This is a genomic window from Natrialba asiatica DSM 12278 (assembly GCF_000337555.1).
In the GTDB taxonomy this organism is placed as follows: Archaea; Halobacteriota; Halobacteria; order Halobacteriales; family Natrialbaceae; genus Natrialba; species Natrialba asiatica.
The window spans coordinates 1-23,762 of the sequence record NZ_AOIO01000037.1 but is presented as its reverse complement, the minus strand read 5'-3'; the positions used below and the strand labels follow the sequence as shown (position 1 = coordinate 23,762).

26 protein-coding genes and 1 pseudogene are annotated in these 23,762 nt (G+C 64.7%); 15 read left to right on the top strand and 12 right to left on the bottom strand.

Annotated features, from left to right (window positions below; all coding sequences use genetic code 11):
- The 3 genes and pseudogenes from C481_RS16410 to C481_RS16400 form a co-directional block, all read right to left on the bottom strand.
- Positions 1-386: pseudogene (locus C481_RS16410) on the bottom strand (cell division protein FtsZ); the annotation flags it as partial.
- A 158-nt stretch (positions 387-544) separates the two neighbouring features.
- The gene (locus C481_RS16405; protein ID WP_006110428.1) at positions 545-1,954 is read right to left on the bottom strand and encodes a D-aminoacyl-tRNA deacylase; all 1,410 of its coding nucleotides are present in this window, start codon (positions 1,952-1,954) and stop codon (positions 545-547) included.
- Between the two features lie 62 nt (positions 1,955-2,016).
- On the bottom strand, positions 2,017-3,069 hold the full coding sequence (locus tag C481_RS16400) for a calcium/sodium antiporter (RefSeq protein ID WP_006110427.1): 1,053 nt from the start codon (positions 3,067-3,069) through the stop codon (positions 2,017-2,019).
- Positions 3,070-3,216: 147 nt separating this feature from the next.
- Between C481_RS16400 and C481_RS16395 the strand changes: the two genes are divergently transcribed.
- The 6 genes from C481_RS16395 (at position 3,217) to C481_RS16370 (ending at position 9,005) form a co-directional block, all read left to right on the top strand.
- Positions 3,217-4,032, top strand: coding sequence for a shikimate dehydrogenase (locus tag C481_RS16395; RefSeq protein ID WP_006110426.1), 816 nt, complete (start codon positions 3,217-3,219; stop codon positions 4,030-4,032).
- 85 nt (positions 4,033-4,117) lie between these two features.
- Positions 4,118-4,882: a helix-hairpin-helix domain-containing protein gene (locus C481_RS16390; RefSeq protein ID WP_006110425.1), complete on the top strand. Its 765-nt coding sequence runs from the start codon at positions 4,118-4,120 to the stop codon at positions 4,880-4,882.
- Positions 4,883-5,011: 129 nt separating this feature from the next.
- Complete coding sequence (locus tag C481_RS16385) at positions 5,012-6,814, top strand: anthranilate synthase component I family protein (protein ID WP_006110424.1); 1,803 nt, start codon at positions 5,012-5,014, stop codon at positions 6,812-6,814.
- The gene (locus C481_RS16380; protein WP_006110423.1) at positions 6,807-7,538 is read left to right on the top strand and encodes an anthranilate synthase component II; all 732 of its coding nucleotides are present in this window, start codon (positions 6,807-6,809) and stop codon (positions 7,536-7,538) included. The genes C481_RS16385 and C481_RS16380 overlap by 8 nt, the downstream gene beginning before the upstream one ends.
- Positions 7,535-8,446: an aminotransferase class IV gene (locus C481_RS16375; RefSeq protein ID WP_006110422.1), complete on the top strand. Its 912-nt coding sequence runs from the start codon at positions 7,535-7,537 to the stop codon at positions 8,444-8,446. Before C481_RS16380 ends, C481_RS16375 begins: the two co-directional genes overlap by 4 nt.
- A 73-nt stretch (positions 8,447-8,519) precedes the next feature.
- Entirely contained in the window at positions 8,520-9,005 is a 486-nt protein-coding gene (locus tag C481_RS16370; protein ID WP_006110421.1) for a Rieske (2Fe-2S) protein, read from the top strand.
- Here C481_RS16370 and C481_RS16365 read toward each other — a convergent pair whose 3' ends face one another.
- Both C481_RS16365 and C481_RS16360 read right to left on the bottom strand, forming a co-directional pair.
- On the bottom strand, positions 9,006-9,380 hold the full coding sequence (locus C481_RS16365; RefSeq protein WP_006110419.1) for a DUF7344 domain-containing protein: 375 nt from the start codon (positions 9,378-9,380) through the stop codon (positions 9,006-9,008).
- Between the two features lie 271 nt (positions 9,381-9,651).
- Positions 9,652-9,945: a transcriptional regulator gene (locus C481_RS16360; RefSeq protein WP_006110418.1), complete on the bottom strand. Its 294-nt coding sequence runs from the start codon at positions 9,943-9,945 to the stop codon at positions 9,652-9,654.
- A gap of 156 nt (positions 9,946-10,101) precedes the next feature.
- Between C481_RS16360 and C481_RS16355 the strand changes: the two genes are divergently transcribed.
- The 4 genes from C481_RS16355 (at position 10,102) to C481_RS16340 (ending at position 14,004) form a co-directional block, all read left to right on the top strand.
- Positions 10,102-11,073, top strand: coding sequence for a sugar phosphate nucleotidyltransferase (locus tag C481_RS16355; protein ID WP_006110417.1), 972 nt, complete (start codon positions 10,102-10,104; stop codon positions 11,071-11,073).
- A gap of 101 nt (positions 11,074-11,174) precedes the next feature.
- The gene (locus tag C481_RS16350) at positions 11,175-11,897 is read left to right on the top strand and encodes an NfeD family protein (RefSeq protein ID WP_006110416.1); all 723 of its coding nucleotides are present in this window, start codon (positions 11,175-11,177) and stop codon (positions 11,895-11,897) included.
- 65 nt (positions 11,898-11,962) lie between these two features.
- Entirely contained in the window at positions 11,963-13,156 is a 1,194-nt protein-coding gene (locus tag C481_RS16345) for an SPFH domain-containing protein (RefSeq protein WP_006110415.1), read from the top strand.
- Positions 13,157-13,365: 209 nt separating this feature from the next.
- Positions 13,366-14,004: a winged helix-turn-helix transcriptional regulator gene (locus C481_RS16340; protein ID WP_006110414.1), complete on the top strand. Its 639-nt coding sequence runs from the start codon at positions 13,366-13,368 to the stop codon at positions 14,002-14,004.
- Between the two features lie 60 nt (positions 14,005-14,064).
- Here the strand turns inward: C481_RS16340 and C481_RS16335 are convergent, their stop codons facing one another.
- The 3 genes from C481_RS16335 to C481_RS16325 all read right to left on the bottom strand — a co-directional run bounded on the left by C481_RS16335 (position 14,065) and on the right by C481_RS16325 (position 15,775).
- Positions 14,065-14,739: an HAD family hydrolase gene (locus C481_RS16335; protein ID WP_006110413.1), complete on the bottom strand. Its 675-nt coding sequence runs from the start codon at positions 14,737-14,739 to the stop codon at positions 14,065-14,067.
- 78 nt (positions 14,740-14,817) lie between these two features.
- A complete protein-coding gene (locus tag C481_RS16330; protein WP_006110412.1) occupies positions 14,818-15,039 on the bottom strand; it encodes a DUF7123 family protein in 222 nt (73 codons plus the stop codon).
- A gap of 193 nt (positions 15,040-15,232) precedes the next feature.
- A complete protein-coding gene (locus C481_RS16325) occupies positions 15,233-15,775 on the bottom strand; it encodes a DUF84 family protein (RefSeq protein ID WP_006110410.1) in 543 nt (180 codons plus the stop codon).
- A 215-nt stretch (positions 15,776-15,990) separates the two neighbouring features.
- On the opposite strand from C481_RS16325, the gene C481_RS16320 reads away from it, so the two are divergent.
- The 3 genes from C481_RS16320 (at position 15,991) to C481_RS16310 (ending at position 18,452) form a co-directional block, all read left to right on the top strand.
- Positions 15,991-16,971 carry a transcription initiation factor IIB gene (locus C481_RS16320; protein WP_006110409.1) on the top strand — a complete coding sequence of 327 codons (981 nt, stop codon included), beginning with the start codon at positions 15,991-15,993 and terminating at the stop codon, positions 16,969-16,971.
- 153 nt (positions 16,972-17,124) lie between these two features.
- Positions 17,125-17,847 (top strand): type I 3-dehydroquinate dehydratase, encoded by a 723-nt coding sequence (locus tag C481_RS16315; protein WP_006110408.1) that lies wholly within the window; start codon positions 17,125-17,127, stop codon positions 17,845-17,847.
- A 149-nt stretch (positions 17,848-17,996) separates the two neighbouring features.
- Entirely contained in the window at positions 17,997-18,452 is a 456-nt protein-coding gene (locus C481_RS16310; protein ID WP_049904719.1) for a DUF7575 domain-containing protein, read from the top strand.
- A 62-nt stretch (positions 18,453-18,514) separates the two neighbouring features.
- Here C481_RS16310 and C481_RS16305 read toward each other — a convergent pair whose 3' ends face one another.
- Entirely contained in the window at positions 18,515-19,807 is a 1,293-nt protein-coding gene (locus C481_RS16305) for a 3-dehydroquinate synthase II (RefSeq protein WP_006110405.1), read from the bottom strand.
- Between the two features lie 197 nt (positions 19,808-20,004).
- Here C481_RS16305 and C481_RS16300 point away from each other — a divergent pair, with 197 nt between their 5' ends.
- Positions 20,005-20,592 (top strand): hypothetical protein, encoded by a 588-nt coding sequence (locus C481_RS16300; protein WP_006110404.1) that lies wholly within the window; start codon positions 20,005-20,007, stop codon positions 20,590-20,592.
- 30 nt (positions 20,593-20,622) lie between these two features.
- Here the strand turns inward: C481_RS16300 and C481_RS16295 are convergent, their stop codons facing one another.
- Positions 20,623-21,489, bottom strand: coding sequence for an HFX_2341 family transcriptional regulator domain-containing protein (locus C481_RS16295; protein WP_006110403.1), 867 nt, complete (start codon positions 21,487-21,489; stop codon positions 20,623-20,625).
- A 125-nt stretch (positions 21,490-21,614) separates the two neighbouring features.
- Here C481_RS16295 and C481_RS16290 point away from each other — a divergent pair, with 125 nt between their 5' ends.
- Positions 21,615-22,349: an HAD family hydrolase gene (locus C481_RS16290; RefSeq protein WP_006110402.1), complete on the top strand. Its 735-nt coding sequence runs from the start codon at positions 21,615-21,617 to the stop codon at positions 22,347-22,349.
- A 24-nt stretch (positions 22,350-22,373) separates the two neighbouring features.
- Here C481_RS16290 and C481_RS16285 read toward each other — a convergent pair whose 3' ends face one another.
- Both C481_RS16285 and C481_RS16280 read right to left on the bottom strand, forming a co-directional pair.
- On the bottom strand, positions 22,374-22,913 hold the full coding sequence (locus C481_RS16285; protein ID WP_006110400.1) for a hypothetical protein: 540 nt from the start codon (positions 22,911-22,913) through the stop codon (positions 22,374-22,376).
- Between the two features lie 75 nt (positions 22,914-22,988).
- Complete coding sequence (locus tag C481_RS16280; protein WP_006110398.1) at positions 22,989-23,567, bottom strand: SprT family zinc-dependent metalloprotease; 579 nt, start codon at positions 23,565-23,567, stop codon at positions 22,989-22,991.
- Positions 23,568-23,762: the final 195 nt, after the last annotated feature.

Here is a 23,762-nt window from a genome sequence, read left to right as displayed (position 1 = left end):
ATGTCCTGTTGGCTCTCGAGGGCGGCCTCCTCGCCGACCTGCGGGAGCGAACCTGCACCGCGGCCGCCGGTCTTCTCCTCACCCATCAGGATCTTGGTGTCGGCCTCGATTTCGACGAGGTGTTGGACGTCCGTGTTGGCGGCGACGAGCTTCGCGCCGTGGATGCCCTCCTCGTGCATGCGATTGATGGTGTTGCCACCGGCACCGCCGCAGCCGACGACGGTAATATCCGTCTGAAGATCCTGCAGAACGTCTTCCAGTTCGTCGTCCGTCATCGTCCCCGTCTGTCTGCTCGCTGACTCGTCGACCGACTGACCGTCCACGGGAGCGTCGGCCGACTCCCCGTCCTCGGCCTCGTCGATGGCGTCGTCGATGAGTGAGTCCATTCTTGGCCCCTTCTAAACCATGGAGCATAATTACCTTTCCCCTACACGTCAGCCACCTGGCTGACATGTTACTCCTGTATTACCTGTCAGGTGTTTTTTGCGTGATGACTGGGGCCCGGAACCGAGTAAGATGTTCTTACTCCCGCTGTTCGAACCAGTCAGATCAAAAACCGGTCAGTCTGCTGGCTCCGCACGCGGTCCGGGCTGATCGGTTCACCATCGACCGAAACGGGGGACCCATTCGCGAGTTCACCGAACTTCGGCCCCTCCGGGACGCCGAGTTCGCGTGCGAGTTCGGGATCGAAGGCGGTTTTTTCGGCGACGACGGCGTCCGCTTCGATCGTGACCGTTTCGTAGGTCGATTCGAGGAGCGCTGCGAGATCCTCGATGATCGCGGTCCGCGCTGCGGTTTCGGGAACGGCGGCCCGCGATCCGACGCGGCTGCCGCCGTTGTCGGTGGTGAAGGCGACGGTTCGCTCCTCGATGGCGGCGCGGACGGCGTCGGGATCGATCCCTTCCGCGGTGTCGGTGAGGTCTCCCGGCAGGTCGACGACGGTGAACGACTCGGTATCCAGATCACCGAAGCGGATCCCGTCGTCGACGCGGCCGAGTTCGGATTCGACGGCGTCGACGAGTTCGAGCGAGCGGTCGCCGACTTCGCGGAGCCACGTTTCGCTGACGACGCGGTGGCCCGCGTCGGTCAGGGTCTTCTCGAGAACCGGCCACTCTCCGTCGAGGAGCGCGATGTCGGCGTCGCTGGCTGCGAACGCCGCGTCGAGCACGTCTCCGTGGGCCGTCGGGTGGCCCATCGCGTCGAGCGCCCAGTCGGGTGCCATGTGGCCCACCGCCCAGGGCGTCTCCCGGACGATTCGTTCGAACCGGGGCGCGTAGTGGTTGCCGCCGAAGCCGACGATCTGTTTTCGACGGTGGGGGGCGACGCCGCGGAGGGAGAGAATCGCGCGGGCGACGGCCCGTGCACCGGCGGGGTCGTCCCACTGCTCGTCGTCGCTGCCGAGTTCGGCGAACAGGGACGGACAGCCGACGTCGGTCGGGCCGTGGTGGGTGCACTCCATGCCGACTTCGTACGCGTCGGGAGCGAACTCGTCGAAGGCCCCGAGCAGTTCGGCGAGGGCGTTCGGGCAGGCTGCGGCGACGGCGTCGTCCTCGCCGCCGAACTCGGCCGGGCCGAAGTTACCCGTGAAGTGGCCGGTCAGCAACGCGCCGGTGTCGCCCGAGTGGCGCGAGGCGAAGACGAGCAGATCGGGGTCGCAGTCGAACGCTGCGGCGGGCCGTTCGAGTTCGATGTGCAACTGCTCGAAGGTGCGGAGTTCGACCCCGTCGGTGGTGTAGTAGGTCCCGCCGCCGTCATCGTCGGGGCGGCGTTCGTCTTGGTGGGTCTCCCAGGTTTCGAGTTCGCGCAGGTGGTCGCAGATGTGAACGGAGGCGCGGTCGGCGCGACTTTCGACGATTGCGAGGGTCGCGGTCGTGTCGCTGTCGGGGGCGGTGCCGGCGGTGGGGCTGGGAGCGGGGTTGCTGCCGCCATCGCCACCACTGTCGCTGTCGCTCATATCCGTTCTGCGAAGCGCTCGTCGTTAAGTCGCCCGCTTTCGCTTTTTCTTTCGTCCGCGACTCAGAGTGCGAGCAGGGCGATGAAGACGCCGTAGCCGGCGATGAGGAGGACGCCGTCGCGGCGCGTGAGCCGCCGGCCGTAGGCCATGAGCCCGACGACCATGACGGTGACGGCGATAAGGAAGGGGAACTCGAACCGGAGCGTTCCGGGCGCGATGTCGATGGGCGTGATGACGGCGACGATGCCGAGGACGGCGAGGATGTTGTAGATGTTCGAGCCGACGACGTTGCCGATGGCGAAGCCGGCTTCGTCGCGGATCGCACCGACGACGGAGGCGGCGAGTTCGGGAAGCGAGGTGCCGAGGGCGAGGACGGTGAGACCGATGAAGAGATCGGAGAAGCCGAGCGCGGACAGGAGGTCGGTGCCGCCGGAGACGAGCCAGCGCGAGCCGACGAGGAGCGCGAGCAGGCCGGCGAGGACGAGTGCGATGTCGCGGAGGCTGACGCCGCTTGCGGTGCTGGTGGTCGTGGCCGTTGTCTCCGTGGCATTCGTTGCATCCGACGTCTCGCGGCCGCTCCCGTCCGCAGCACTGGTGTCGTTCTCGGTCTCGCCGTCGGCGACACCGTCGGGAAGTTCGTCCATCGCGATCGGATCGTTCCCGGCGTTGTGCAGCAGGTAGCCGGTGAATCCGGCGAGTACGAGCAGGAAGACGATCCCTTCGATGCGGCCGAGCGTGCCGTCGAGGCCGAGACCGACCAGCAAGAGCGCGGCCAGTCCCATGACGGGGACGTGACGGCGCATGACCGTCTCTCCGACCGGCAGCGGACGGATGAGCGCCGAGACGCCGAGGACGAGCCCGATGTTGGCGATGTTCGAGCCGACGATCGCGCCGAGTCCGATGTCGGTCGAGACGTTCAGCGCGCCGATGGTCGACACGAAGAGTTCGGGTGCGGTGGTCGCGAACGCGATGACGGTGACGCCGACGGTCGCGGCCCGGAGCCCGATCCCCAGCGCGAGCCGGCTGGCTCCGGCGACGAGGAGTTCAGCGCCGACATAGAGGGCGACCACGCCGGCCGCGAGCAGGAGGATCGGCAGGAGGGTTTCGCCAGGCACGACCGGTGGTACTCACGAGGGGGGTATAAGCGATTCGAGACGGCGTAGCGGGACTCGCGTTCGTCTCACCCCGCTTCCGCTCGCCCGGCCGGTCCGAAGCCACACCCATTATACCCTCGCCGCGTCGAACCAGAGCCAGACATGGCTATGGACGTCTTCGGACTGCTCGGCAACCCCGTCGGACACTCGCTCTCGCCGCCGATGCACGAGGCCGCCTACGACGAACTCGGATTCGACGCCCGCTACGTCACCTTCGAACCCGAACCGGGCGACCTCGCCGCCGCGATCGACGGCGCAGCGGCGCTCGGAATCACGGGACTGAACGTGACCATCCCGTTCAAGCAGGACGCGCTCGAGTTCGTCGAGCCAGACGATCTGGCCGCGCGAATCGGGGCGGTCAACACGATCGACTTCGCGGATGCGTCGGCCGAGCAGCCGACCGGATACAACACCGACGCCGCGGGTGCGCTGCGCGCGCTCCGCGAACACGAGGTCACGATCGAAAACGCCGCCGTCGTCGTCGTCGGTGCCGGCGGTGCCGGCCGCGCGATCTCGTTCGCGCTCTCGGACGCGGGCGCGGACGTTGCGATCGCGAACCGCACCGAGTCGACGGCCCACGACCTCGCCGCCGACGTGCCGGGCGCGACCGGTCACGACCTCGCCGATGACACGCTCGACTCCCTCCTCGCGCAGGCCGACGTGCTGGTAAACGCCACCAGCGTCGGCATGGAAGACGATGCCACGCCGGTGCCGGCCGGTGCGCTCCACGGTGAACTCGTCGTGATGGATGCCGTTTACCGCCCGCTCGAGACGCGCCTACTTCGAGATGCCGCGGCGGTCGGTGCGCGGACGGTCGACGGGGCCTGGATGCTGCTCTATCAGGGCGTCGAGGCGTTCGAATTGTGGACCGGCCGCGATGCTCCGGTCGATGAGATGAACGGGGCGTTGCGATCGCGGTTGTAGCGCCGGCGCGGAGCGCAGTAAGTCGTGCGTTTCAGGGCCGTCGTATCAGACGAATTTAAGTGACAGAGACGACTATGTCGGGACAATGGCAATCCTCGAAAAGCTAAAGTCGTTGTTGGGTCTCGGCGACTCGAGTTCAGATCGCCGGGGGTCTCGGGAAGTTGGTGTGACGGTCGAACGGGAGCGGGCAGGCGACCAGCAAGGTGGGGTAGAAGACGATACTGGTGCCGAGAGTGCGCCAGCACCGTCGTCTGCATCGTCCGCGTCGTCCACGTCGTCTTCGTCGGCCGAGCAAGCGTCTGCGGCTGATGATGAGGCCGGCGATGCTGATACTGATACTGATCTCGGAACCGATACCGATGCTGACGCCGACGCTGACGAATCAGAACCGGCCGCAGCCGAAACGAGCGCTGCTGGGTCGACGGGGTCAGTAACCGAGACGCCGGACGAACCCGGCGAAGCGGCCGAACCCGCCGAGGCGACAGGCCCGACGGAGACGGATGCAGCGCCGACGGCGGACAAGACGCCCGATCTTTCGGAGCGAGCGGAGGGTGACGAGGAACCGACACAAGAGCCCGAGCAGGAGCAAGAACCCGAGGCCGACGAGGCAGCCGAACGGGAACGGGACGACGACCCCATCGAACAGGCCGAACCCGATGCCACCGCCGAACAGACCGATCCGGTCACGGATATCAAGGGTATCGGACCGGCCTACGCCGACCGACTCGCCGGTGCCGGCGTCGACACCATTCCCGAACTCGCCGACGCCGATGCAGCTGCACTCGCCGACGCGACGGATATCTCCGAAACGCGGATTCAGGGCTGGATCGACAGGGCTGAGGTCCGATAAATTTGGAAGTGCCGCACGCGGCTGCTGGCGAGGACCCGTCTTCGAACGCTCGCTTCTCGTCTTCCTGGCTCACGCTGGACCGCTGCACGAATCGCAACATGATTAGGGTACTGGCTCCTCTCGGCGGCTATGAGCGACCCGCGTGTCATCACCTCGCGTGCGGCCTTTCGAGATGTCGCCCGCGAGTCACTGCACTCGACGGATGGCGACGCTACGCCGACGACACGTGATCCGTGCGTTCGCGTGCCGGTCGAAGTCCGACTCACCGTTTCGGACCCGTTTCTTGCTTACCGCCGCGCACGTCTCTCGAGAGACGAGTTCAATGCAACCACCGAAGCGGGAGGCGGCCGGCCGAGAAGCGCCGTTCTCGAGACGACCGGCGGGCAGTCCGGGTGGGGATACTTCGGCATCGATCCGATTGATCGGATGACGGCCAGTGCCGAGGCGGTCACCTGGTCGGACGACGCCGACGGGAATTCGCCCGTCAGCACGCGCGAACCCGACTCTCCATCGCTCGCCGCACTCGAGTCCCTGCTTGCGGGAACGACCCTCGCTCGCGGCGACTGCGATGTTCCCGTCCCCTGCGGCGCAATCAGCTGGCTCTCCTACGACATCGCCCGCGAACTCGAAGCGCTGCCGAGCGCGGCCGACGACGACCGCGGACTGCCCCGGCTCGAAGTCGCAGTGTACGATCGGCTGGCGTCCTGGCAGGCCCCGACCGATGATGCGGTGACGCTCCGGATTACGGCGTGTCCGCTGATCGACAGCACCAGGGAGGGACGGGCGGAGACGAGTTCAGCTGCTGTCGCCGCTCGCGCGAACGAGCCCCGGTTCCGGTTCGGGCCGACCGAGGACGAACTCGGGGCCGCCTACGAGTACGGTCGCGAGCGCGCGCTCGACCTCGCAGACCGGATTCGGGAGGGTGATTCGGGGGTCGGAGCGCCGCCGGTCGAAACGCCCGCGGCGACCTTCGAGAGCGAGTGTGGCCGCGAGGCGTTCGCCGAGCGCGTCCGCCGGGCCAAAGCGGCCGTTCGGGACGGAGAGACCTTTCAGGCGAACATTTCCCAGCGGTTGGTCGCCCCCGCGGCGGTCCATCCCGTCGCGGCCTACGACGCCGTCCGCCGCGTGAATCCGGCTCCCTACTCCTGCTTGCTCGAGTTCGGCGCTGTCGATCTGGTGAGTGCGAGCCCGGAACTGCTGCTCGAATGCTCGGCGACTCGTGGACACCGTCCGCAAGCGCGCGACGGTGCTGTCGTCAGAACGGAACCCATCGCGGGCACGCGACCGCGAGGGGAGACGCCGGCCGCGGACGCCGAACTCGAGGCCGACCTTCGGCGGGACGAGAAGGAGCGCGCCGAACACGCAATGCTGGTCGATCTGGAGCGGAACGATCTGGGGAAAGTCTGTGAATACGGCTCCGTCGACGTGGCCGAGTACCGCCGGGTCGACCGCTACGCCGAGGTGATGCACCTCGTCTCGGAGGTGACCGGCAGTCTCCGGGAGGAGGTGGCGCTCGCCGACGCCATCGCCGCCGTGTTTCCGGGCGGCACGATTACGGGTGCGCCAAAGCCCCGGACCATGGAACTCATCGACGAACTCGAGGCGACCCGTCGCGGCCCGTACACGGGGAGCGTCGGTATCTTCGGGTTCGACGGCCGAGCGACGCTCAACATCGTGATTCGGACGCTGGTCCGTCACGAAAACGAGTTCCACCTTCGCGTCGGCGCGGGGATCGTTCACGATTCGGACCCCGACCGCGAGTACGACGAGACGCTCGCCAAGGCCCGCGCGCTGTTGAACGCGGTCGACGAGGCGCTGGGTGACCGGGCCGATATGGGACTCGACGCCGAGAGGGAGGGTTCCGATACGGCGGATACAAACGCAAACGCAAACGCGAACACGAACGTGAACGGCGGTGAGTCGCGTGACTGACCCGGTCCGGATCCTGGTCGTCGACAACTACGATTCGTTCGTCTACAACCTGGTCCAGTACGTCGGCGAGGCCGTTTCGACACCCCACGCGGCCGCAGCCCTCGACGCCGGCGAGGTGCTCGTCCGCCGCAACGACGCCCTCGATCTCGACACCGTTCGCGAACTCGATCCGACGGGAATCGTCGTCTCTCCCGGCCCGGGAACGCCACAGGAAGCCGGCGTTTCAGTGCCGCTGTTCGCCGAAACCGACTACCCGATTCTCGGGGTCTGTCTTGGACACCAGGCCCTCTGTGCGGCCCACGGGACGCCGGTCGGTCACGCACCGTCGGTCGTCCACGGCAAGCCGTCGACGATCGGCCACGACGGCGCGGGCGTGTTCGCCGGTCTCCCGGAACAGTTCCAGGTCGGGCGCTATCACTCCCTCGCCGTCGAGCGCGGCGCGCTGCCGGAGTCGCTCGTCGAAACCGCACGGACGACCGACGACCGGCGCATCTCGATGGCGGTCCGCCACCGCGAGAAGCCCCACTTCGGCGTGCAGTTCCATCCGGAGAGCATTCTGACGCGCCCGACAGCAGCAGAATCGATGACCGACCACGATCCTCACACCGACACCCCTGACGGCAATGAAATCGACGACGACATCACGCTTGCACTCGGCACACAGCTCATCGAAAACTTCTGTCGGCTCGCAGCCGACGCCTCGAACGCGGAGGCCCACCAATGACTGATCGACTCGAGCACCGGTATCACGTCGACGGTGAACTCGTCCCCGCGAGCGAGGCCGCCGTCAGCGTCGACGACCGCGGCTTTCGCTACGGCGACGCCGCTTTCGAGACGCTTCGCGCCTACGGCGGCACGGTCTTCGAGTGGGATCGCCACGTTGATCGCCTCGAACGGACTTGCGAGGCGCTCTCGCTCGACCACGGACTCTCGGCCGACGACCTTCACCGGCGCATCCGGGACACCCTCGAAGCAAACGAACTCGACGACGCCTACGTCCGCCTCTCGATCACACGGGGTGTCCAGCCCGGCAAATTGACGCCCCGGCCCGGCATCGATCCGACCGTCGTCGTCTCCGTCAGCCCGCTCCCCCGCGGCGGTCTCGATGGGCAGCCGGTCTGGGATAACCCGGCGACCGTTCGACGGGTCGAGACGCAGCGCATCCCCGACGACGCGCTTCCGTCGGGCGCAAAAACGCACAACTACCTGAACGGCATCCTCGCCCGAACCGAACTCGCCGCCGCCGATTCGCAGGCCGACGAGGCACTCATGTGCGACACCGACGGCTTCGTGGCCGAAGGCGCGACGAGCAACCTGTTTTTCGTCCGGGACGAGGTCCTCTATACCCCCTCGACCGAGGGGTCGGTCCTTCCGGGCATCACGCGCGAACTCGTCCTCGAACTGGCCGAGACGACCGACGTGCCGGTTCGAACGGGCGCGTACGAGTTCGAAACCGTCGCCGACGCCGACGAGGCGTTTCTCACGAACCGGACGTGGGAACTGCGCCCGATCGAGCGCCTCGACGGAACCGCGATCGGCGGCGGGCCGATCACGGCACAATTGTCTGGACTGTACGACGAACTCGTCGAGCGGACGTGTTATTCGCTGCCCGGTGGAAACGACTGGCTCTAAGGCGCGAGACCGCTCCCAGCAGCGGCTTGCTGAGTCGAAACGTTGACCACGCGGCGCTCAAAACTGCGTCTCGATGGGTATTGACGCCGAGCGGCGGATCGCAGCGCTTTCCGAGGTGCCGACGGACTCGACGCTGTTGTTTCGGGTTGCAGAACGGACGCCGGACCGGTCGACCGACTCCGCAAGCGACGGTCGTGCGAACGCGTCTGGGTCTGAGCAGGAGGCGATTCTCGTCGCAACCAGAGCCGAATCCGGCGAGCAACTCGAGGTCGCCTGCTGGCTCAACGTCTGCCAGCACTTTACGCACATCAAACTCGACAAAGGTTCCGGTGCGGCCATGCGCAACGGCGAACTCGTCTGTGAGAACCACGGGGCGTACTTCGAGGCTGACTCCGGGCTGTGTACGTACGGCCCCTGCGAGGGCGCGACGCTCGCTGCACTCGACGTGACGGTCGAGGATGAGGCCGTCTACCTGATCGACGACGACTACGAGTTCGTCGGCCGCGGCCCGGTCGAGACGGACGATGATCTCACGTCGACTTCGAACGTCGAGTTCTAACTAGGGCTTTCGGATCGCGGTGGGGTGGACGAGGTCGCGTTCCTGGTCGTACTCGATGAGGCCGGCGTCGACGAGCCGCGGCAGATGGTCGTGGTACAGGGAGATGTACGTTTCCGCGACTCGATCAGCCGAGAGCTCGGCCACTGCCGTGTCAGTTTCGCGGACGGCAACCTCCTCCGCCACGTCGGGCAGGGTCAGATCGTCCTCGTAGGTCGTCATCACCTCGAGAAACAGACGCCGTCGTTGGTTGGCGAGGAGATCGAACGCATCGTCGATGGCTGTCGGGTCCGTCAGGTCGTCGCGAGCCTCGAGCCAGTCGAGAGCCGCGAGGATGAACTCGGCACAGTCGACGGCTGAGTGAGAGGTTGCAGTCATGTGTGATAGTGGGTGGCTGTGAGTAGCGTGCAGTGGGTGTTCGTGCGTGGCCGTCTCCGCGGGCAGCCGCATGGGGCCCAATCTGTGCGGAATCTCGATGGAGTGTTTGAGACTATGTCCCCATTTCTCGTGTCCCCGCTAAATATTAGTGTCGAAGTGAGAGTGGATTTTTCTCGATTCCTTATCTATCGGCCCCCGTGAGTGTCTCGATCGCGGGCAGTGACGTGGTACAAGCCACAGACACTGTCCCTCGAGACGCTCAGTTACGGTGTCACGACTCGATCGTAAACGTCGGCTCCGTGACCGACTCGCTCTTACAGGAGGGACACCGAGACGGACGATTCACGAGGTCGTCGAAACCCTCGAAGCCGCAGTCTCGACACTGCGGGGGTGCAACGAGGAATTGTTCGTCCGTTGCATCGACCGACCGAGAAACGTGTTCGACGTGTCGAAGTACCGCCTCCGGCGTCAGTTCGAGTTGCACTGCGAGTTCACTTGGCGTCGCTGGCTCGGCACGAAGCGCGTCGGCGAGTCGCTGCCGGGTCGTTTCGTCGGCCTCTCGCATACGGACCGGTTCGCACCCGACTGTTATCGGTTTGGCGCTCTCCTCACAGTGGCCTCACTACTACTGGAAATAAGCATCACCGACGAATCGCCCGATAGAGCCGGGGTGTTTCATGAAAGGGTAAGTAACTTACATCCAGCAGATGAACACGCTCTCATGAAGGCCGTCGTCCTCGCGGGTGGCTATGCAACTCGCATGTGGCCGATCACGAAACATCGGCCCAAGATGTTCCTCCCGATCGGTGACTCGACCGTGATCGACCGAATCTTCGCTGAACTCGAAGCGGACGAACGAATCGACGAGGTGTTCGTGAGTACGAACGAGCGATTCGCCGCCGACTTCGAGGCACACCTCTCCGACAGCGAGTTCGACAAACCCCAACTATCGATCGAGGACACGACCGAGGAGGACGACAAATTCGGCGTCGTCGGCGCGCTGGCTCAGTTGATCGACCGCGAGAACGTCGACGACGACTTGCTGATCATCGCCGGCGACAACCTGATCAGTTTCGATATCGCCGACTTCCTCGATTACTTCCGCGAACAGGATGCACCGACGCTTGCCGCCTACGACGTCGGTTCGCGGGAAAAAGCCAAATCCTACGGACTGGTTGAACTCGAGGGCGAGCGCGTCGTCGACTTCCAGGAGAAGCCCGACGATCCGCGGAGTACGCTCGTCTCGATCGCCTGTTATGCGTTCCCGAAAGATTCGCTTTCCTTGCTCTCGACGTATCTCGAGGACGGGAATAATCCGGACGAGCCCGGCTGGTTCGTCCAGTGGCTCCAGAACCGCGAGTCGACGTACGCCTACACCTTCGAGGGTGCTTGGTTCGATATCGGGACGCCCGAGAGCTACCTCGACGCCGTCTCCTGGCACCTCGACGGTGAGTCGCTGATCGCCGATTCGGCGACGCTCGAAAACGTCACGATCGGTGACAACGTCCACGTGATGGGTGACGTAACGCTTGAAGGCACGACGGTCGACCACGCCGTTATCTTCCCGTCGGCGACGGTCCAGAACGGCGATATCCGTCGGTCGATTATCGACGAGGGGACGTACCTCGAAGATCTCGATCTGGCGGGCGCGCTCATCGGGGCCCACACGACGATTACGAACGGCTCGCCCTAGCGTTCAGTCTGCGTAGCACTCGTTTTCCCGGGTTCTGATGCAGGAAGTGGAAGCATGATCAGCAGTAAACATTTAATCGGGGTGAGCCCGTAGCATCAGCCATGCTTGATGCCCTTACTGGGAACGCGCCGCTGTTGCTCCTGTCGGTGGGTCTCGTCCTCATGCTGCTCGAGGCCCTCTCTCCCGGGGCACATCTCATCGTTATCGGTGTCGCACTGGTCGGTGCAGGGATGATCGGCGTCCTCTTCCCGGGGCCTCTGAACCTGTTCGTTCTGGCGGCACTGACGCTCGGCTTCGGGATCGTCGCTGCCTACATCTACAACGAGTTCGACTTCTACGGCGGGAAGGGGACGGCCCAGACGTCCGATTCCGATTCCCTGTCGGGCTCGACGGGCTACGTCACCGAAGCGGTCTCGACCCGTGGAGGGGAGGTAAAACTCGACGACGGTGGCTTTGCGCCGTACTACAGCGCCCGGACGACCAGCGGCATGATCGAGGAGGGCGAGGAAGTCATCGTCATCGATCCGGGTGGCGGCAACGTCCTGACGGTCGAATCGCTCGGATCGATCGGCGAGGACGAAATCGATCGGGCGCTCGCTACGGAGTCTACGGATGCCGAAAGCGAGGCGACCGAACCGGAGACGGTCGACGATGACGGTACCAACACGGAGACGACGACCGGCGCGTCGAGTTCCGATTTCGAGGGCGATGACAACGGCGATGAAGAGAGCAATGTGAACGCCGATACGGACACGCAGCCCCAGTCTCAGTCCCGATCATCGTCCGTCCTCAACGAATCCCTCTCCGAAACGGACCACTCCTGAAGTGAGTTCGGCTTCCTTAGGTAAATACGGGAACACTTTTCCCGTCACCGCCACAAGGGCCGACTATGGTTGTAGAACTGTTCCCCCTGCAGACCACCGGTGGTATTGCACTGTTCCTCGGTGCACTCGTCCTCGTCCTCGTCATCGCCGCACTCCTCAGTGCGATCGAGATCGTCAACGCGTACGAGAAACGAGCCCTCACCGTCTTCGGTGAGTACCGCAAGCTCCTCGACCCCGGTATCAACTTCGTTCCGCCGTTCGTCTCGAACACCTACCGGTTCGACATGCGAACGCAGACGCTCGACGTTCCTCGCCAGGAAGCCATCACCCGCGACAACTCGCCAGTCACGGCCGACGCCGTCGTCTACATCAAAGTGATGGACGCCAAGAAGGCCTTCCTCGAGGTCGACAACTATAAGAAGGCCGTCTCCAACCTCGCCCAGACTACCCTCCGTGCCGTCCTGGGCGACATGGAACTCGACGACACGCTCAACAAGCGCCAGGAGATCAACGCTCGCATCCGCCAGGAACTCGACGAACCCACCGACGAGTGGGGTATCCGCGTCGAGAGCGTCGAAGTCCGCGAGGTCAACCCCTCGAAGGACGTCCAGCGCGCGATGGAGCAACAGACCTCCGCCGAGCGTAAGCGCCGCGCCATGATCCTCGAAGCACAGGGTGAACGCCGCAGCGCCGTCGAGAAGGCCGAAGGTGACAAACAGAGCGAGATCATCCGCGCACAGGGTGAAAAGCAGAGCCAGATCCTCGAAGCGCAAGGTGACTCCATCTCGACCGTTCTGCGCGCTCGCTCGGCCGAATCCATGGGCGAACGCGCCGTCATCGACAAGGGAATGGACACGCTCGCCGATATCGGCCAGGGCGAGTCCACGACGTTCGTCCTCCCGCAGGAACTCTCCTCGATGCTCGGGCGCTACGGCAAACACCTCTCCGGCAGTGACGTCAAGGAAGACGGCACTGAACTCGAGAGCCTCGGATTCGACGAGGAGACTCGCGAACTGATCGGTCTCGACGACATCAGCGAGATTATCGGCGAGATCGATCAGGAGGCCGACATGGACGTCGAGGCGATGGAACAGGAAGCGCAGGCGATCAAAGAGGGCCAGGACCCTGCCAGCATCTCCGACCCCGACGATGTCATCGAAGAGATGGACCAGGAGTTCCAGGAAGGCCAGACCGACGGGGGCGCTCCCGTAAGCGAGAGCGACTCATCGGAGACCGATGATTCAGCGACGACTAACTGATAACTAATCGCCGAATCGCTCCCGTTTAACCCACAATCCACAACTCACAATTCACACAACCCGCGACAATCCGGACTGAACGCGGGAACCTGCATTGAGTGCCGCTCTGGGTGCAACCGTTTCAGAAACGAGACTGTCTTCACTTTCAATTCGAGCCAAGGGAGCGAAACCTGTTTTACGGTACAGGTCCTTTCGGACGATAGACACTCATGACATCGTCCGACGGGGTCGACGACGAGAAACGAGCCACCTTGCGCCGCTTTGCCGCCGTTGGTGCCGCTACCCCGCTTGCTGGCCTCTCCGAGACAGCGTCGGCTGAAACGGGCGATAACGACGCTCGCGACGCGATCACCGGCTACCTCTCGACGACACCCGGTGCACACTTTTCGAAGATCCGGGACGATCTCCAGCTCGGAACCGGCGAAACCCAACACCACCTGCGTCACCTGACGGACGCCGGAACGATCGAGCGCTACCGGGATGGCGACTACAAACGGTTCGTCCTCGCAAACCGGTTCGACGAGTTCGAAAAACACGCACTCGGCTACCTTCGCCGCGAGACTCCTCGCGGCATGCTCGTCGAACTCCTCTCGGACCCGGACGCGACCGGCGGCGACCTCGCGGACGCACTCGCCGTTTCCGCCCCGACGGTGAGCAAGTACGCGGGTGAACTCGAGGAGGCGGGGCTACTCTCTCGCGAGGGCGGCTATACGGTCGAGCGCCCGACGACGGTGCTCTTGCTCGTCGTGCGCCACGCGGACTCGTTCGGCGAGCGAGCGATGCGACTCGCGCGGAACGCGGATCGACATCTGGCCTACGACTCCGAGGGCGATACGCGCGAATTCTAATCGGCGCGTGTCGGCTCGAATCGAGTTCGCACTCGGTACTCGGTGTTCGGCACTCAGCGCTCAGCGGTCGAGTTCATCGAGTAGCGTCGACAATTCCGTCAGTGATTCGAGTTTGTAGGTCGCGTCGGCGGGACGGTCGAGTTCGCGATTGTGCTGGCGGCGAACGAACGCGGTCTCGAGGCCAGCAGCGGTGCCGGCGATGACGTCCTTCTCGAAGTCGCCGACGTAGAGGCCCCGTGGGTCGTCGTCGATGCCCAGTGTTGCGAGGGCATCTTCGATGTAGTAGGGATTTGGCTTTCGGCGGCGGTAGCCGTCGATGGTCGGGTCGCGCCCGCGGATGACATCGAACTCGAACTCGAAGTGGTCGGCGACGAACTCGGCGGTCTGATGGCGGTTGTTGGTGACGAGGCCGAGGGTCGTGCGTTCGGCGAGTTCGTCGAGAACGATAGTGTCGTCGTAGCGGCCCCGGTCGCCCGATCGAAGTCGGTCGTGGGTTCCGTCGGAGGCGTATCGTTCTGCGAGTGCCCAGAACCGGTCGGGGTCGATACCGAGTGTGGTGCAGTGCTCCGAGAGGTGGGTTGTATCGTGTCGTCGCAGCTCGCGGCGCTGGGCTGGTGACGGTATGGCGTCGAGTTCGGCGAGGGCGTCGTCGACGGCGTCGGCGTACACTTGGGGGCTAGTTCGCGGGCCCTCGAGAATGATACCGTCCATATCGAAGAGGATCGGGAGTGGCATTCGATAGTAACGAGATGGACGGAGAAGCGAATAAAGGCGGGGGAACGGCCGTCCCGTGGGCGATGAGAGTGAGACGTCTTAGAGACTGACCTTCCAGGTGGTGCTCGAGGAGTAGCCCCACTTCTCGATTTCGACGTCGCAGTTGCCCTCCTGCAGGGCGCTGATGTTCGAGCCGACCTCCTTTGCGGTCATGCCGAGTTCCTGTCCGATGAGCCGGGATTTGAAGTAGGTTTTCGTGGCTGCGTGCTCCCGGAAGTACTGCAGGATCTGGCGTTGTTTGCTCGTGAGGTCGGGGGCCATTGCGGTGCTCATACTACTCGTCACGGCTGTAATTCCCTTAGGGGGTTTGGTACGTGAAGTTAACCCGACGCCTGCTTGCGTTTTTACGGGGTAGTAATCGATCGATAATCGTCTCGAAAGGGGAAGTTGGTACGGCCAGTTAATACGTTCAGTGCGCTGACCCTCCGGCGTGGCTGACCATCAGGTTCGTGGGCTACTCTCGATCGTAGTGGGCAGTCAGAAACGGTCCGAACGCACAGGCGACGCCTTCCGCGAGTGCCTGCGTTCGGTTGGTGAGGCCGTCGGTAAGGATGCCGGCCGCTCCCTCTGTTTCGGCGACGCCGGTCGTATCAAGCAGGTCGTCCATCACCGGGCCGAGTTCGTCTCCGGACTCGAGGCGACTGGTCACGTTGTCGGGGAGGCGCAGTGACGGGCCGCTGCCGACGTCCGTGTCCGTGCCGTCCGTAACGGCTGCCCACATGATTAGCGAGAGGCTATCCGTGCCGTCAAACCGGGCGACGCCGCCTTCCAGTCCGACGCCGTAGTCGGGCATCTCGCCGTCCGGTTCGTCTGTCAGCGTCCGGTACGCACGACGAGCGCGGTTTCGGGCACCGGTAACCGTCTCCTCGACGGACCACGGCTGTTCGGGAACGCCGGAGTCGACCGAGACGGCCGTCACTGTCGGCTCGAACCGCTCGAGCGTCCGTTCGACGGCCCCGATTTTGACCGGATTCGTGCTGCCAATGGCGACGTTCATGGCCGGCAGTGGGGGCCGTTCGTACTTGGGTTGGCCGGTTCGGTTCGGCCGCTCGTTCTATTGTCATCTATCATCCCTGTTCGGACGAATTACGCGTTTTCGGGCGGTGTCGAGCGCAGATTCCGAAATCCTTAACCCGTGTGTCCCGGAACGAGGTAGGTAACGAATCCGTCCGGGCTTTTGCAATCGCCTGTCCGGGCAGTATTTGCCACCGTATGACAAACACATCATCAAACACGAGAGTACGGCGTAGCGAACAAGAGACGGCCGAACAGGAGACCGAGACCGAAGAGAGCGACCTGGTCTGCCCAGAATGTGCGGGCAACCTCGTCGTCGACGACGAACACGGCGAAACCGTCTGTGAGGACTGCGGGCTCGTCGTCGAGGAGGACTCCGTCGACCGCGGTCCCGAGTGGCGTGCCTTCGACGCCGCCGAGAAAAACGAGAAGTCCCGCGTGGGCGCACCCACGACGAACACGATGCACGACAAGGGGCTCTCGACGAACATCGACTGGCGCAACAAAGACGCCTACGGGAACTCGCTCGGCTCCCGTCAGCGCGAGAAGATGCAGCGCCTGCGCAAGTGGAACGAACGGTTCCGCACCCGCGACTCCAAGGAACGCAACCTCAAGCAGGCGCTGGGCGAAATCGACCGCATGGCCTCCGCAGTGGGGCTGCCGACGAACGTCCGCGAAACGGCCTCCGTCATCTACCGGCGCGCACTCGACGAAGACCTCCTTCCCGGCCGCTCGATCGAAGGCGTCTCGACCGCTTGCGTCTACGCCGCCGCCCGCCAGGCCGGCGTTCCCCGCTCGCTCGACGAAATCGCCGACGTCTCCCGCGTCGAGAAAAACGAAATCGCTCGCACCTACCGCTACGTCGTCCGCGAACTGGGACTCGAAGTCCAGCCCGCAGATCCCGAAAGCTACGTTCCGCGATTCGCGTCGGGACTCGACCTCTCCGACGAAGCCGAACACCGCGCTCGCGCACTCCTCCAGAACGCCAAAGAGAAGGGCGTCCACTCCGGCAAGTCCCCGGTCGGACTCGCCGCTGCAGCCGTCTACGCCGCTGCACTGCTGACCAACGAGAAGACCACGCAGGCCGCCGTCTCCGACGTTGCAGACATCTCCGAAGTGACCATTCGGAACCGCTATCACGAACTCCTCGAAGCCGAGGAAACGCTCGGACTGGCGTAATCGGTCTCGACTAGCGACGAGGACTATTCGTGCGTTGATGTCGCTTCGATCTCATCTTCCGTGACCCGGTCCCAGCACCGATTGCATTAGCGGCTTCCTCGCAAGACTCGCCGGACCGACACCGTTTTTCTCACGCTCGTCTACGTTCTCGGCATGGGTCTCGAGTTCGATTCGTTCACGCTCGCCGCGTCGACCACTGATCTCAGCGAGGAACCGGCCGCCCGCGAGTTCGCCGACGCGATCGAGTTCAGAATGGATCTGGCGAGCGAGCCGCTCGCCGCGCTCGAGGCGTACGACGAGCGGGTCGCGTCCACGCCCGATGCAATGCCGATTCTCGCCACGAACCGGGCCGCGTGGGAGGGCGGCGAGGCGGCGGACGACGGCCGACTCGAGACGCTGACCGCGGCGACCCGATTCGACGCCGTCGAGGCGATCGATATCGAACTCGAGTCGCTTCGGGCGGGTGCGACGTCGGCGACTGACGCCCGCGAAGCGGCACGAGAACGCGACGTGAGTGTCGTCGTCTCCGCCCACGACTTCGAGGCGACGCCGCTTGCCGTCGAGATGCGCGAGACGCTTACCGAGGCCTGCGAGTACGGCGACGTGGGAAAACTCGCCGTAACGGCTGCGGATCGCGAGGATGCGCTGGCGTTGCTCACGGTGACACACCAGCTTACCGCTGCCGGACACGACGTGGCAACGATGGCGATGGGCGAAGCCGGAAGCCACACTCGAGCCGTCGCCCCGGTCTATGGCTCGCGGATCGGCTATGCTCCGGTCGTCCCCGAGCGGGCGACGGCACCGGGCCAGTACGACCTCGAGACGCTCGCCGAACTCGTCGAACGACTGCAAGCGGTTCCTCCCTCGGCTGCGTGAACTGACTCGTTTCGCCGCTCGAGCGGGACGATCTGGCTGCAAGGATCTCCATCTCGACTAGAGAATCCCTTCTCATGGAACGTCTCTCGTGCGTGACTACCGAGACGAATCGGAATGTTAAGGGGCTGGCACTCCGAGGACTAGGTACGATGACTTGGCTTCGTGCGCTCGTTATAGGTGGGATCTCTCTTCTCGTCCCTGGAGCCGGCCATGCGTTGCTTCGGGACTGGCTCCGCGCGTTTGCTTTCGGCGGGCTGTTTATCGTTGCCGGACTGTTCTTCCTGCCGACAGCAGAAATCGCTGCGGCTGATTCGTTCGCCGATAGTATGACGATCGCGACCCAGGAAACCGAGCGGGTCACCCAGTTCCTCTTCTCGTTTATCGCGCTGTTTGCCGCGATCGACGCGACCTTCCGCGCGCTTGGATTTCCGCCCGGACGGAGCAGTGACGACGCGGACGGCCCGACCTGTCCAACCTGCGGTAAAGAACTCGACGAGGACCTGTCGTTCTGTCACTGGTGTACGACTCGACTCGAGTCGCCGCCCGCCAGTGAGGGCGAGACGGCAGGTGCCGTTAACGCGACGGACGAGTCTCGAAACCACTGAGTTGCCGACCGTCAAACGGCGACCAACAAGCGGAGAACGTCAAACGACGACCGCCGACTCGGTTACTTCTCGATGATGCTCTCTTCGACCGCCTCCCCAAAGTGGCGAGCGGTATCCTCGTAGTACAGGAGGAGTTCGTCGCCGGCGTCGAGTTCGGTCACCGCCGTCCGCCCGGTCGCCGTTGCAACCTTGATCGTCTCCGCGTTCTGGAGGAGCGTCTCGATCCGGTCGCCCTCGTCCGTCTCCAGGGCGACGCGGAACATCGGTCGCTGTTCGATCTTGACGCGGCCGACGATGGCCTCGCGCGTGTTTCCGTCCGTATCGACGATCTGGACCTCGTCGCCGCTCTGGAGTTCGGAGAGATACTTCGTGCCCCCGTCGGGCGTGCGAACGTAGGCGTGAACCGCCCCCGCATTGACCCGGAACGGGCGCGAGGCCACGTATGGTGAATCGGCCGTTTCGGCGTGGACGAAGACCAGCCCGCGGCTCATCGAGCCGACGAGCATCCCCTCGTCGTGTTCGAGCAGGCTGCCGGTGTCGACGCAGACCCGGTCTGCGCTGCCGATCTGCTCGACGTCGAGCACCTCGGCGAACTCGAGGTCGAGCGACTCGCGTTCGGCCTCGTCGCGGACCTCGACGGTTCGTCTGATGTCGTCCGGATCGTCCGAGTCGAGGAGGACGGCGTCGGAGCCGAGTTCGAGCGTTTCGAACGCGGTCTTTGCCTCCTCGGCGCTGGTCACGCCCGCGACGAGATCGGTTTCGTCGCCGATGCGGGCGATCAGGTTTTCGAGCGGGATGATCGTCCAGTCCTCGCCGATGACGATCGTGTACTCGCCTTCCTCGGCGGCCGTTTCGGCGAAGGCCTCGTACTCCGTATCGAGAATGCGGACGTACGCGCCGCGATCGAGATCGCCGTTGCGCCGGAGCGTCGAGAGATCGGCCGAGCCCGAGAAGTCGCTCGGGAGGTCGATCGTCGCGTCGCCCTCGCCGTTCTTGCCGACGATAATCGCGTCGGGGTCAGCCGCCGAACTCGCGGCGAGTTCAGCGTCGCCGTCCTCGTCGGTGTCGTCGGTCTCGGCGTCGTCGACCAGCGTCACGTCGCCATCGGTTCGGANGAGTTCAGCGTCGCCGTCCTCGTCGGTGTCGTCGGTCTCGGCGTCGTCGACCAGCGTCACGTCGCCATCGGTTCGGAATGCGGCGACATTGATATCGCCGAGTTCGCGCACGCGTTCGACGTCGTCCTCGTCGACCAGCACCCAGTCCGCGCCGGCCTCGAGCGCGGCGGTGATCCGCGCACGGCGGTCGTTCCAGTCGCCGACGGTGTCGTCGGCTTTGATCCAGACGGATCGTGTCATGACTCGACGGTCAGTGGGGACCGGCTTGAACGTGGCGGATCTGGCAGGCGATGACGACAGTACAACGCCCGCACGGCGATCGGTAGGTTCGCGTCGCTCGTCACAATTGTCATGATTATAGCAATAGTACTGATAGTAACGATAGTAACGATACTTTCTTAGAAGTGAATAATATCCGGTCGGTACTGCGTTTTTGTATGGGTCAGCGTCAGTTCAAACCCGAAGAAACGGCGGAGTCGGTCTCCGTCGAGCAGGCAGTGAGTCGCCTCGATGTCGACGCGCTCGGCGAGGTCGCCGGGTCTGCGTTCGACCATGCGGGAGAACTGGCCGCATTCGAGTTCGGTCACACCGCCGCCGTCCTCGGCGCGATTCGACTCGCGAGTCGGCGCAGTCGACACGCGACACTCGAATGTGAGCGGCTCGCGGCCGTGTTCGACGTCGACCCCGATTCGATTCGGGGAGCCGACGCGACGATTGCGAGCCATCTGACCCCACCCGCTGACGCCGCGGAGATTCGAACGCTCCGCCGGCACCTCATCGTGACGGAGGAACTGCTGACTGCGGTCCGGTCCGCGACGCAGCCCCGTCCGAACTGCCGCCCTGCACTCGCTGCTGCCGCGCCCTGGCTCCTCGGCCGGGCGGAGCAAGCGACCACGCGCCCCGACGACGCCGCGATCGGACTCGACGAACGAGCCCTTCGCGCCCACGCCGCCCGCATCCGACGCGATCTCGAGTTTGCTCGGCTCGGGACGAAACTCCACGCACTGGTCGTCGAAGATCGCTAAGCCGCCCGTCCGTTCTGTTTCGCCGCAGTTTCACTCCCCGTCGACTGCCGAGAGCTTGTGTTTGAACGCGCGGTAGGCGTTGTCTCCTTGCTCCGTGACCGAGACGACGCGACGGCGGCCGACCGACTCGATCGTGACGTATCCGTCCGCCACTAACGGGTCGAGAACGTGCGTATCGAGGACGCGAAACGCCCCCTTGTCCTCACCGGCTCGCTCCTCGGGCGATTGGCGATCGGCCATGAACGAGAGCCCGCGATCCCGCGCGAACTCGATGAGGTCTTTCTTCTTCGGCGGCGCGGTCCGATCCGCGTGGAACCCGTCCCACTCGCTCGGCTCGCGGAGAAAGCCGAGAACCGCGACCTGGTCGGGTGTCGGCGAGTCGACCGGATACGTCGGCAGCCGTTCGACCGCGGCGATGCCGGTCGAGGCCGGTTCCCGTTCGCCGTCGTGGGCGTAGGATTCGGGTTCGACGTAATACGCTCGCGCGTCGGTCGAGCCGTCCATACACGCGATCGTCGCCCCGATCGCGGCGATCGTTCCCGCACCGGAGACGTTCACGGCGACGTCGTCGTCCGGGTGCTTCGAGGCGATCGTCGTCACGGCCCCCAGCACGGCGTACACGTCCGTAAGATCGCACGCCCACGTCCGTACCTCGGGAACGATCGCGTCGAGTTCGTCGCGCAGGTCGTCGTGATAGGTCGCCTGGGAACTGTCCGTCGTCCGTCGGTGGGAGTCCTCGGCGACCTCGGCGTCCGCCGCTTGGGTTCGAGATTCATCGGCGTCCGCCGTCGGTTCGAGCAGATAGACCAGGTCGGCACGCTGGGTTCGGATCGGTTCACAGATCCGATCGTACTCGTACCCGAGCGGCACGATGTGAACTCGTTTCACCACGTCCATACGCTGAGGTGACGCGGCGTCGAAATAACACCTGCTGTCTCGGGATTTTCAGCGCCGTGACCGGTTCCGCTCTCCGGTGGCGGACGGCGAAACGTTGAGAACGGTCGCGTCCCTACGACGGATAGATGGCCGCCTACGATGCGATCTGCTTCGATCTCGATAGAACGCTTTGTGAGGCGACGCAGGACCCCGAGACCGTACTCGCGTCGGCGTTCGATCGTGCCGGCGTCGATCCGTTCTGTACGCCCGATGATCTCAGGGACGCGATTCCGGCGCTGCCGACGACCGGGACGGCTCGCGAGTTCTACGAGGCGCTGTTTACGGAAGTCGTGGATCGGACGGTGACGGATTCAGGAAAGGGGTCCGCACCCGGTCCCGGTCCCGGTCCCGATGCCGCGGAGCGACTCGCCGACTCGTATCTCGACATTCAGGACCCGACGGCCGTCCGGTTTCGCCCCGGTGCGAAGGCGGCCCTCGAACGCGCTCGCGAGCTGGGACACGTCGGGCTCATCACGAACGGTGGCCGGGAAACCCAGACGCAGAAACTGCGGGCCTTGGGCATCGAGGACGCCTTCGACGTTCGCGTCTTTACCGATCCGGACGCCGGGATCTTTCCCAAACCCGACGCGGCCCCCTTCGAACACGCCCTCTCGGCGCTCGAGGCGACGCCGGAAACGGCGATCCACGTCGGCGACTCGCTTCACGCCGACATCGGCGGTGCCAACGCGATGGGGCTCGATTCGGCCTGGATCGACATCGACAACCGGGAGCGCACGACGCAACGCGGCGACCGAACGACGCACGCACACCGGCCGACGTACGAACTCTCCTCGCTGGAGACGTTCGAAACGATCCTCTGAGGCCTTCGTGAGACGCCACCCCGGTTACGCTGTCTCTGATTCCAGAAGATCCGTGTGAACGACCGCCCGATACTGACTGTCGGTCGCATCCTGGAGGCGTTTGAGCAACGCCGCCGCATCGGCGAACGTCTCCGGGAGGTCGAAGGGGTCGTCCGCCTCGTCGTCGCGCTGCTTGCAGAGTTTCGTGAACGCGAGCAGCGTCTCGTCCGTTTCGGGAAGAACATAGACCGTGGCGATATCCGTCGTCACCTGCTCGCGCCAGTGATCGATCACGGACTCGGCTTCGCGCCGCGTCCGGCGCTTTTGCTCGACGAGTTCGGTCGCGTCGATGCCGGCGTCACCGAGTACGTCGTCGAAGACGTCCTGGAGTTCGTCGGTCTCTTCTTCGAGATACGGCGCGTCGGCTTCGGCCTCGATCAACTGGGCGAAGGCCGCTAGCTCGTCCCGCCTGACGGCGACGGGATAGACGAACTCGTGGGTGTCCTTCGGCAGCGTATAGGAGTTGCCTTCGGTCCCCTGTTCGCCGGGGCCCGACTGACCCAGCATCAACTCGAGTAGTCCCATACCTAAAACAGGTAGCGAGAGGCGAATAAGTGTTCCGCGGTCGGGTCGACGGCGTCGTCGTGGTCGCCGCGCGCGTTACCACTCGTCGCCGAGGGCCGCCTTCGCGCCGCCGAACTCGCTCGCAGTCGTCCACGTTCTGCCGCTAGCAGCGTGTTCGACCTCGTAGGCAGCGCCGCAGTTGCCACAGCGATACCCGTCCGGGGAGCGAACGGGCTTCGAGGCCCGGTGGCGCTGTGCCGTCCAGTCGCAGTCGGCGGCGAGACATCGCAGGACGTACCGCGGCTCGGTGAACGAGCGGCAGTGGCGGGGGGCGTCGAGTTCGGCCGCGCGCTCGCGAAACCGCGGACCGTGTCCCGATTCGCCGAAGCGGCGAAACTCCCAGGCGTGGACGAGTTCGTGTCTGACGATGCCGGCGAACTCGGGCCAGTCGTAGCGGTCGTAGGCGCGCCTGGCGAGGATAACGGTCGCGGTTTCGCGGTCGGCGTGCCAGCGACACGCGCCGGCGCGGCGTTTCGCCCGGGTGGAGACGGTCCATTCGAGCGCCGAGAGGTCGAGTTCGAAGTCGGCATCGGCGAGGACGTCGCGGGCGTGAATCCGCGCGCGTGCGATGATCTCGTCGTCGATCGTCAACCGGGAGCCCTCTCCTTCGGTCACGGGTACGCGGTGGCAAACGGACGGGGAGCGTGAAATTCTTCCGATCAACACGTCGAATCGCCCGGCCTCCGGAGCGTCTTTGGCCGCTCGCGACGACCGCACTCGCATGACCGACTCTAACTCCGATCCGGATCTCGACCTTCCGGAGCCCCGCAGTCCGGACCCGGACGAGTTCATCCCTGTCTCTTATACACA

Coding starts and splice junctions, on each gene's coding strand:
- C481_RS16405 (WP_006110428.1), bottom strand. CDS start 1,954: ATGAGCGACAGCGACAGTGGTGGCGATGGCGGCAGCAACCCCGCTCCC.
- C481_RS16395 (WP_006110426.1), top strand. CDS start 3,217: ATGGACGTCTTCGGACTGCTCGGCAACCCCGTCGGACACTCGCTCTCG.
- C481_RS16390 (WP_006110425.1), top strand. CDS start 4,118: ATGGCAATCCTCGAAAAGCTAAAGTCGTTGTTGGGTCTCGGCGACTCG.
- C481_RS16385 (WP_006110424.1), top strand. CDS start 5,012: ATGAGCGACCCGCGTGTCATCACCTCGCGTGCGGCCTTTCGAGATGTC.
- C481_RS16375 (WP_006110422.1), top strand. CDS start 7,535: ATGACTGATCGACTCGAGCACCGGTATCACGTCGACGGTGAACTCGTC.
- C481_RS16370 (WP_006110421.1), top strand. CDS start 8,520: ATGGGTATTGACGCCGAGCGGCGGATCGCAGCGCTTTCCGAGGTGCCG.
- C481_RS16365 (WP_006110419.1), bottom strand. CDS start 9,380: ATGACTGCAACCTCTCACTCAGCCGTCGACTGTGCCGAGTTCATCCTC.
- C481_RS16360 (WP_006110418.1), bottom strand. CDS start 9,945: ATGCGAGAGGCCGACGAAACGACCCGGCAGCGACTCGCCGACGCGCTT.
- C481_RS16355 (WP_006110417.1), top strand. CDS start 10,102: ATGAAGGCCGTCGTCCTCGCGGGTGGCTATGCAACTCGCATGTGGCCG.
- C481_RS16350 (WP_006110416.1), top strand. CDS start 11,175: ATGCTTGATGCCCTTACTGGGAACGCGCCGCTGTTGCTCCTGTCGGTG.
- C481_RS16345 (WP_006110415.1), top strand. CDS start 11,963: ATGGTTGTAGAACTGTTCCCCCTGCAGACCACCGGTGGTATTGCACTG.
- C481_RS16340 (WP_006110414.1), top strand. CDS start 13,366: ATGACATCGTCCGACGGGGTCGACGACGAGAAACGAGCCACCTTGCGC.
- C481_RS16335 (WP_006110413.1), bottom strand. CDS start 14,739: ATGCCACTCCCGATCCTCTTCGATATGGACGGTATCATTCTCGAGGGC.
- C481_RS16330 (WP_006110412.1), bottom strand. CDS start 15,039: ATGGCCCCCGACCTCACGAGCAAACAACGCCAGATCCTGCAGTACTTC.
- C481_RS16325 (WP_006110410.1), bottom strand. CDS start 15,775: ATGAACGTCGCCATTGGCAGCACGAATCCGGTCAAAATCGGGGCCGTC.
- C481_RS16320 (WP_006110409.1), top strand. CDS start 15,991: ATGACAAACACATCATCAAACACGAGAGTACGGCGTAGCGAACAAGAG.
- C481_RS16315 (WP_006110408.1), top strand. CDS start 17,125: ATGGGTCTCGAGTTCGATTCGTTCACGCTCGCCGCGTCGACCACTGAT.
- C481_RS16310 (WP_049904719.1), top strand. CDS start 17,997: ATGACTTGGCTTCGTGCGCTCGTTATAGGTGGGATCTCTCTTCTCGTC.
- C481_RS16300 (WP_006110404.1), top strand. CDS start 20,005: ATGGGTCAGCGTCAGTTCAAACCCGAAGAAACGGCGGAGTCGGTCTCC.
- C481_RS16295 (WP_006110403.1), bottom strand. CDS start 21,489: ATGGACGTGGTGAAACGAGTTCACATCGTGCCGCTCGGGTACGAGTAC.
- C481_RS16290 (WP_006110402.1), top strand. CDS start 21,615: ATGGCCGCCTACGATGCGATCTGCTTCGATCTCGATAGAACGCTTTGT.
- C481_RS16285 (WP_006110400.1), bottom strand. CDS start 22,913: ATGGGACTACTCGAGTTGATGCTGGGTCAGTCGGGCCCCGGCGAACAG.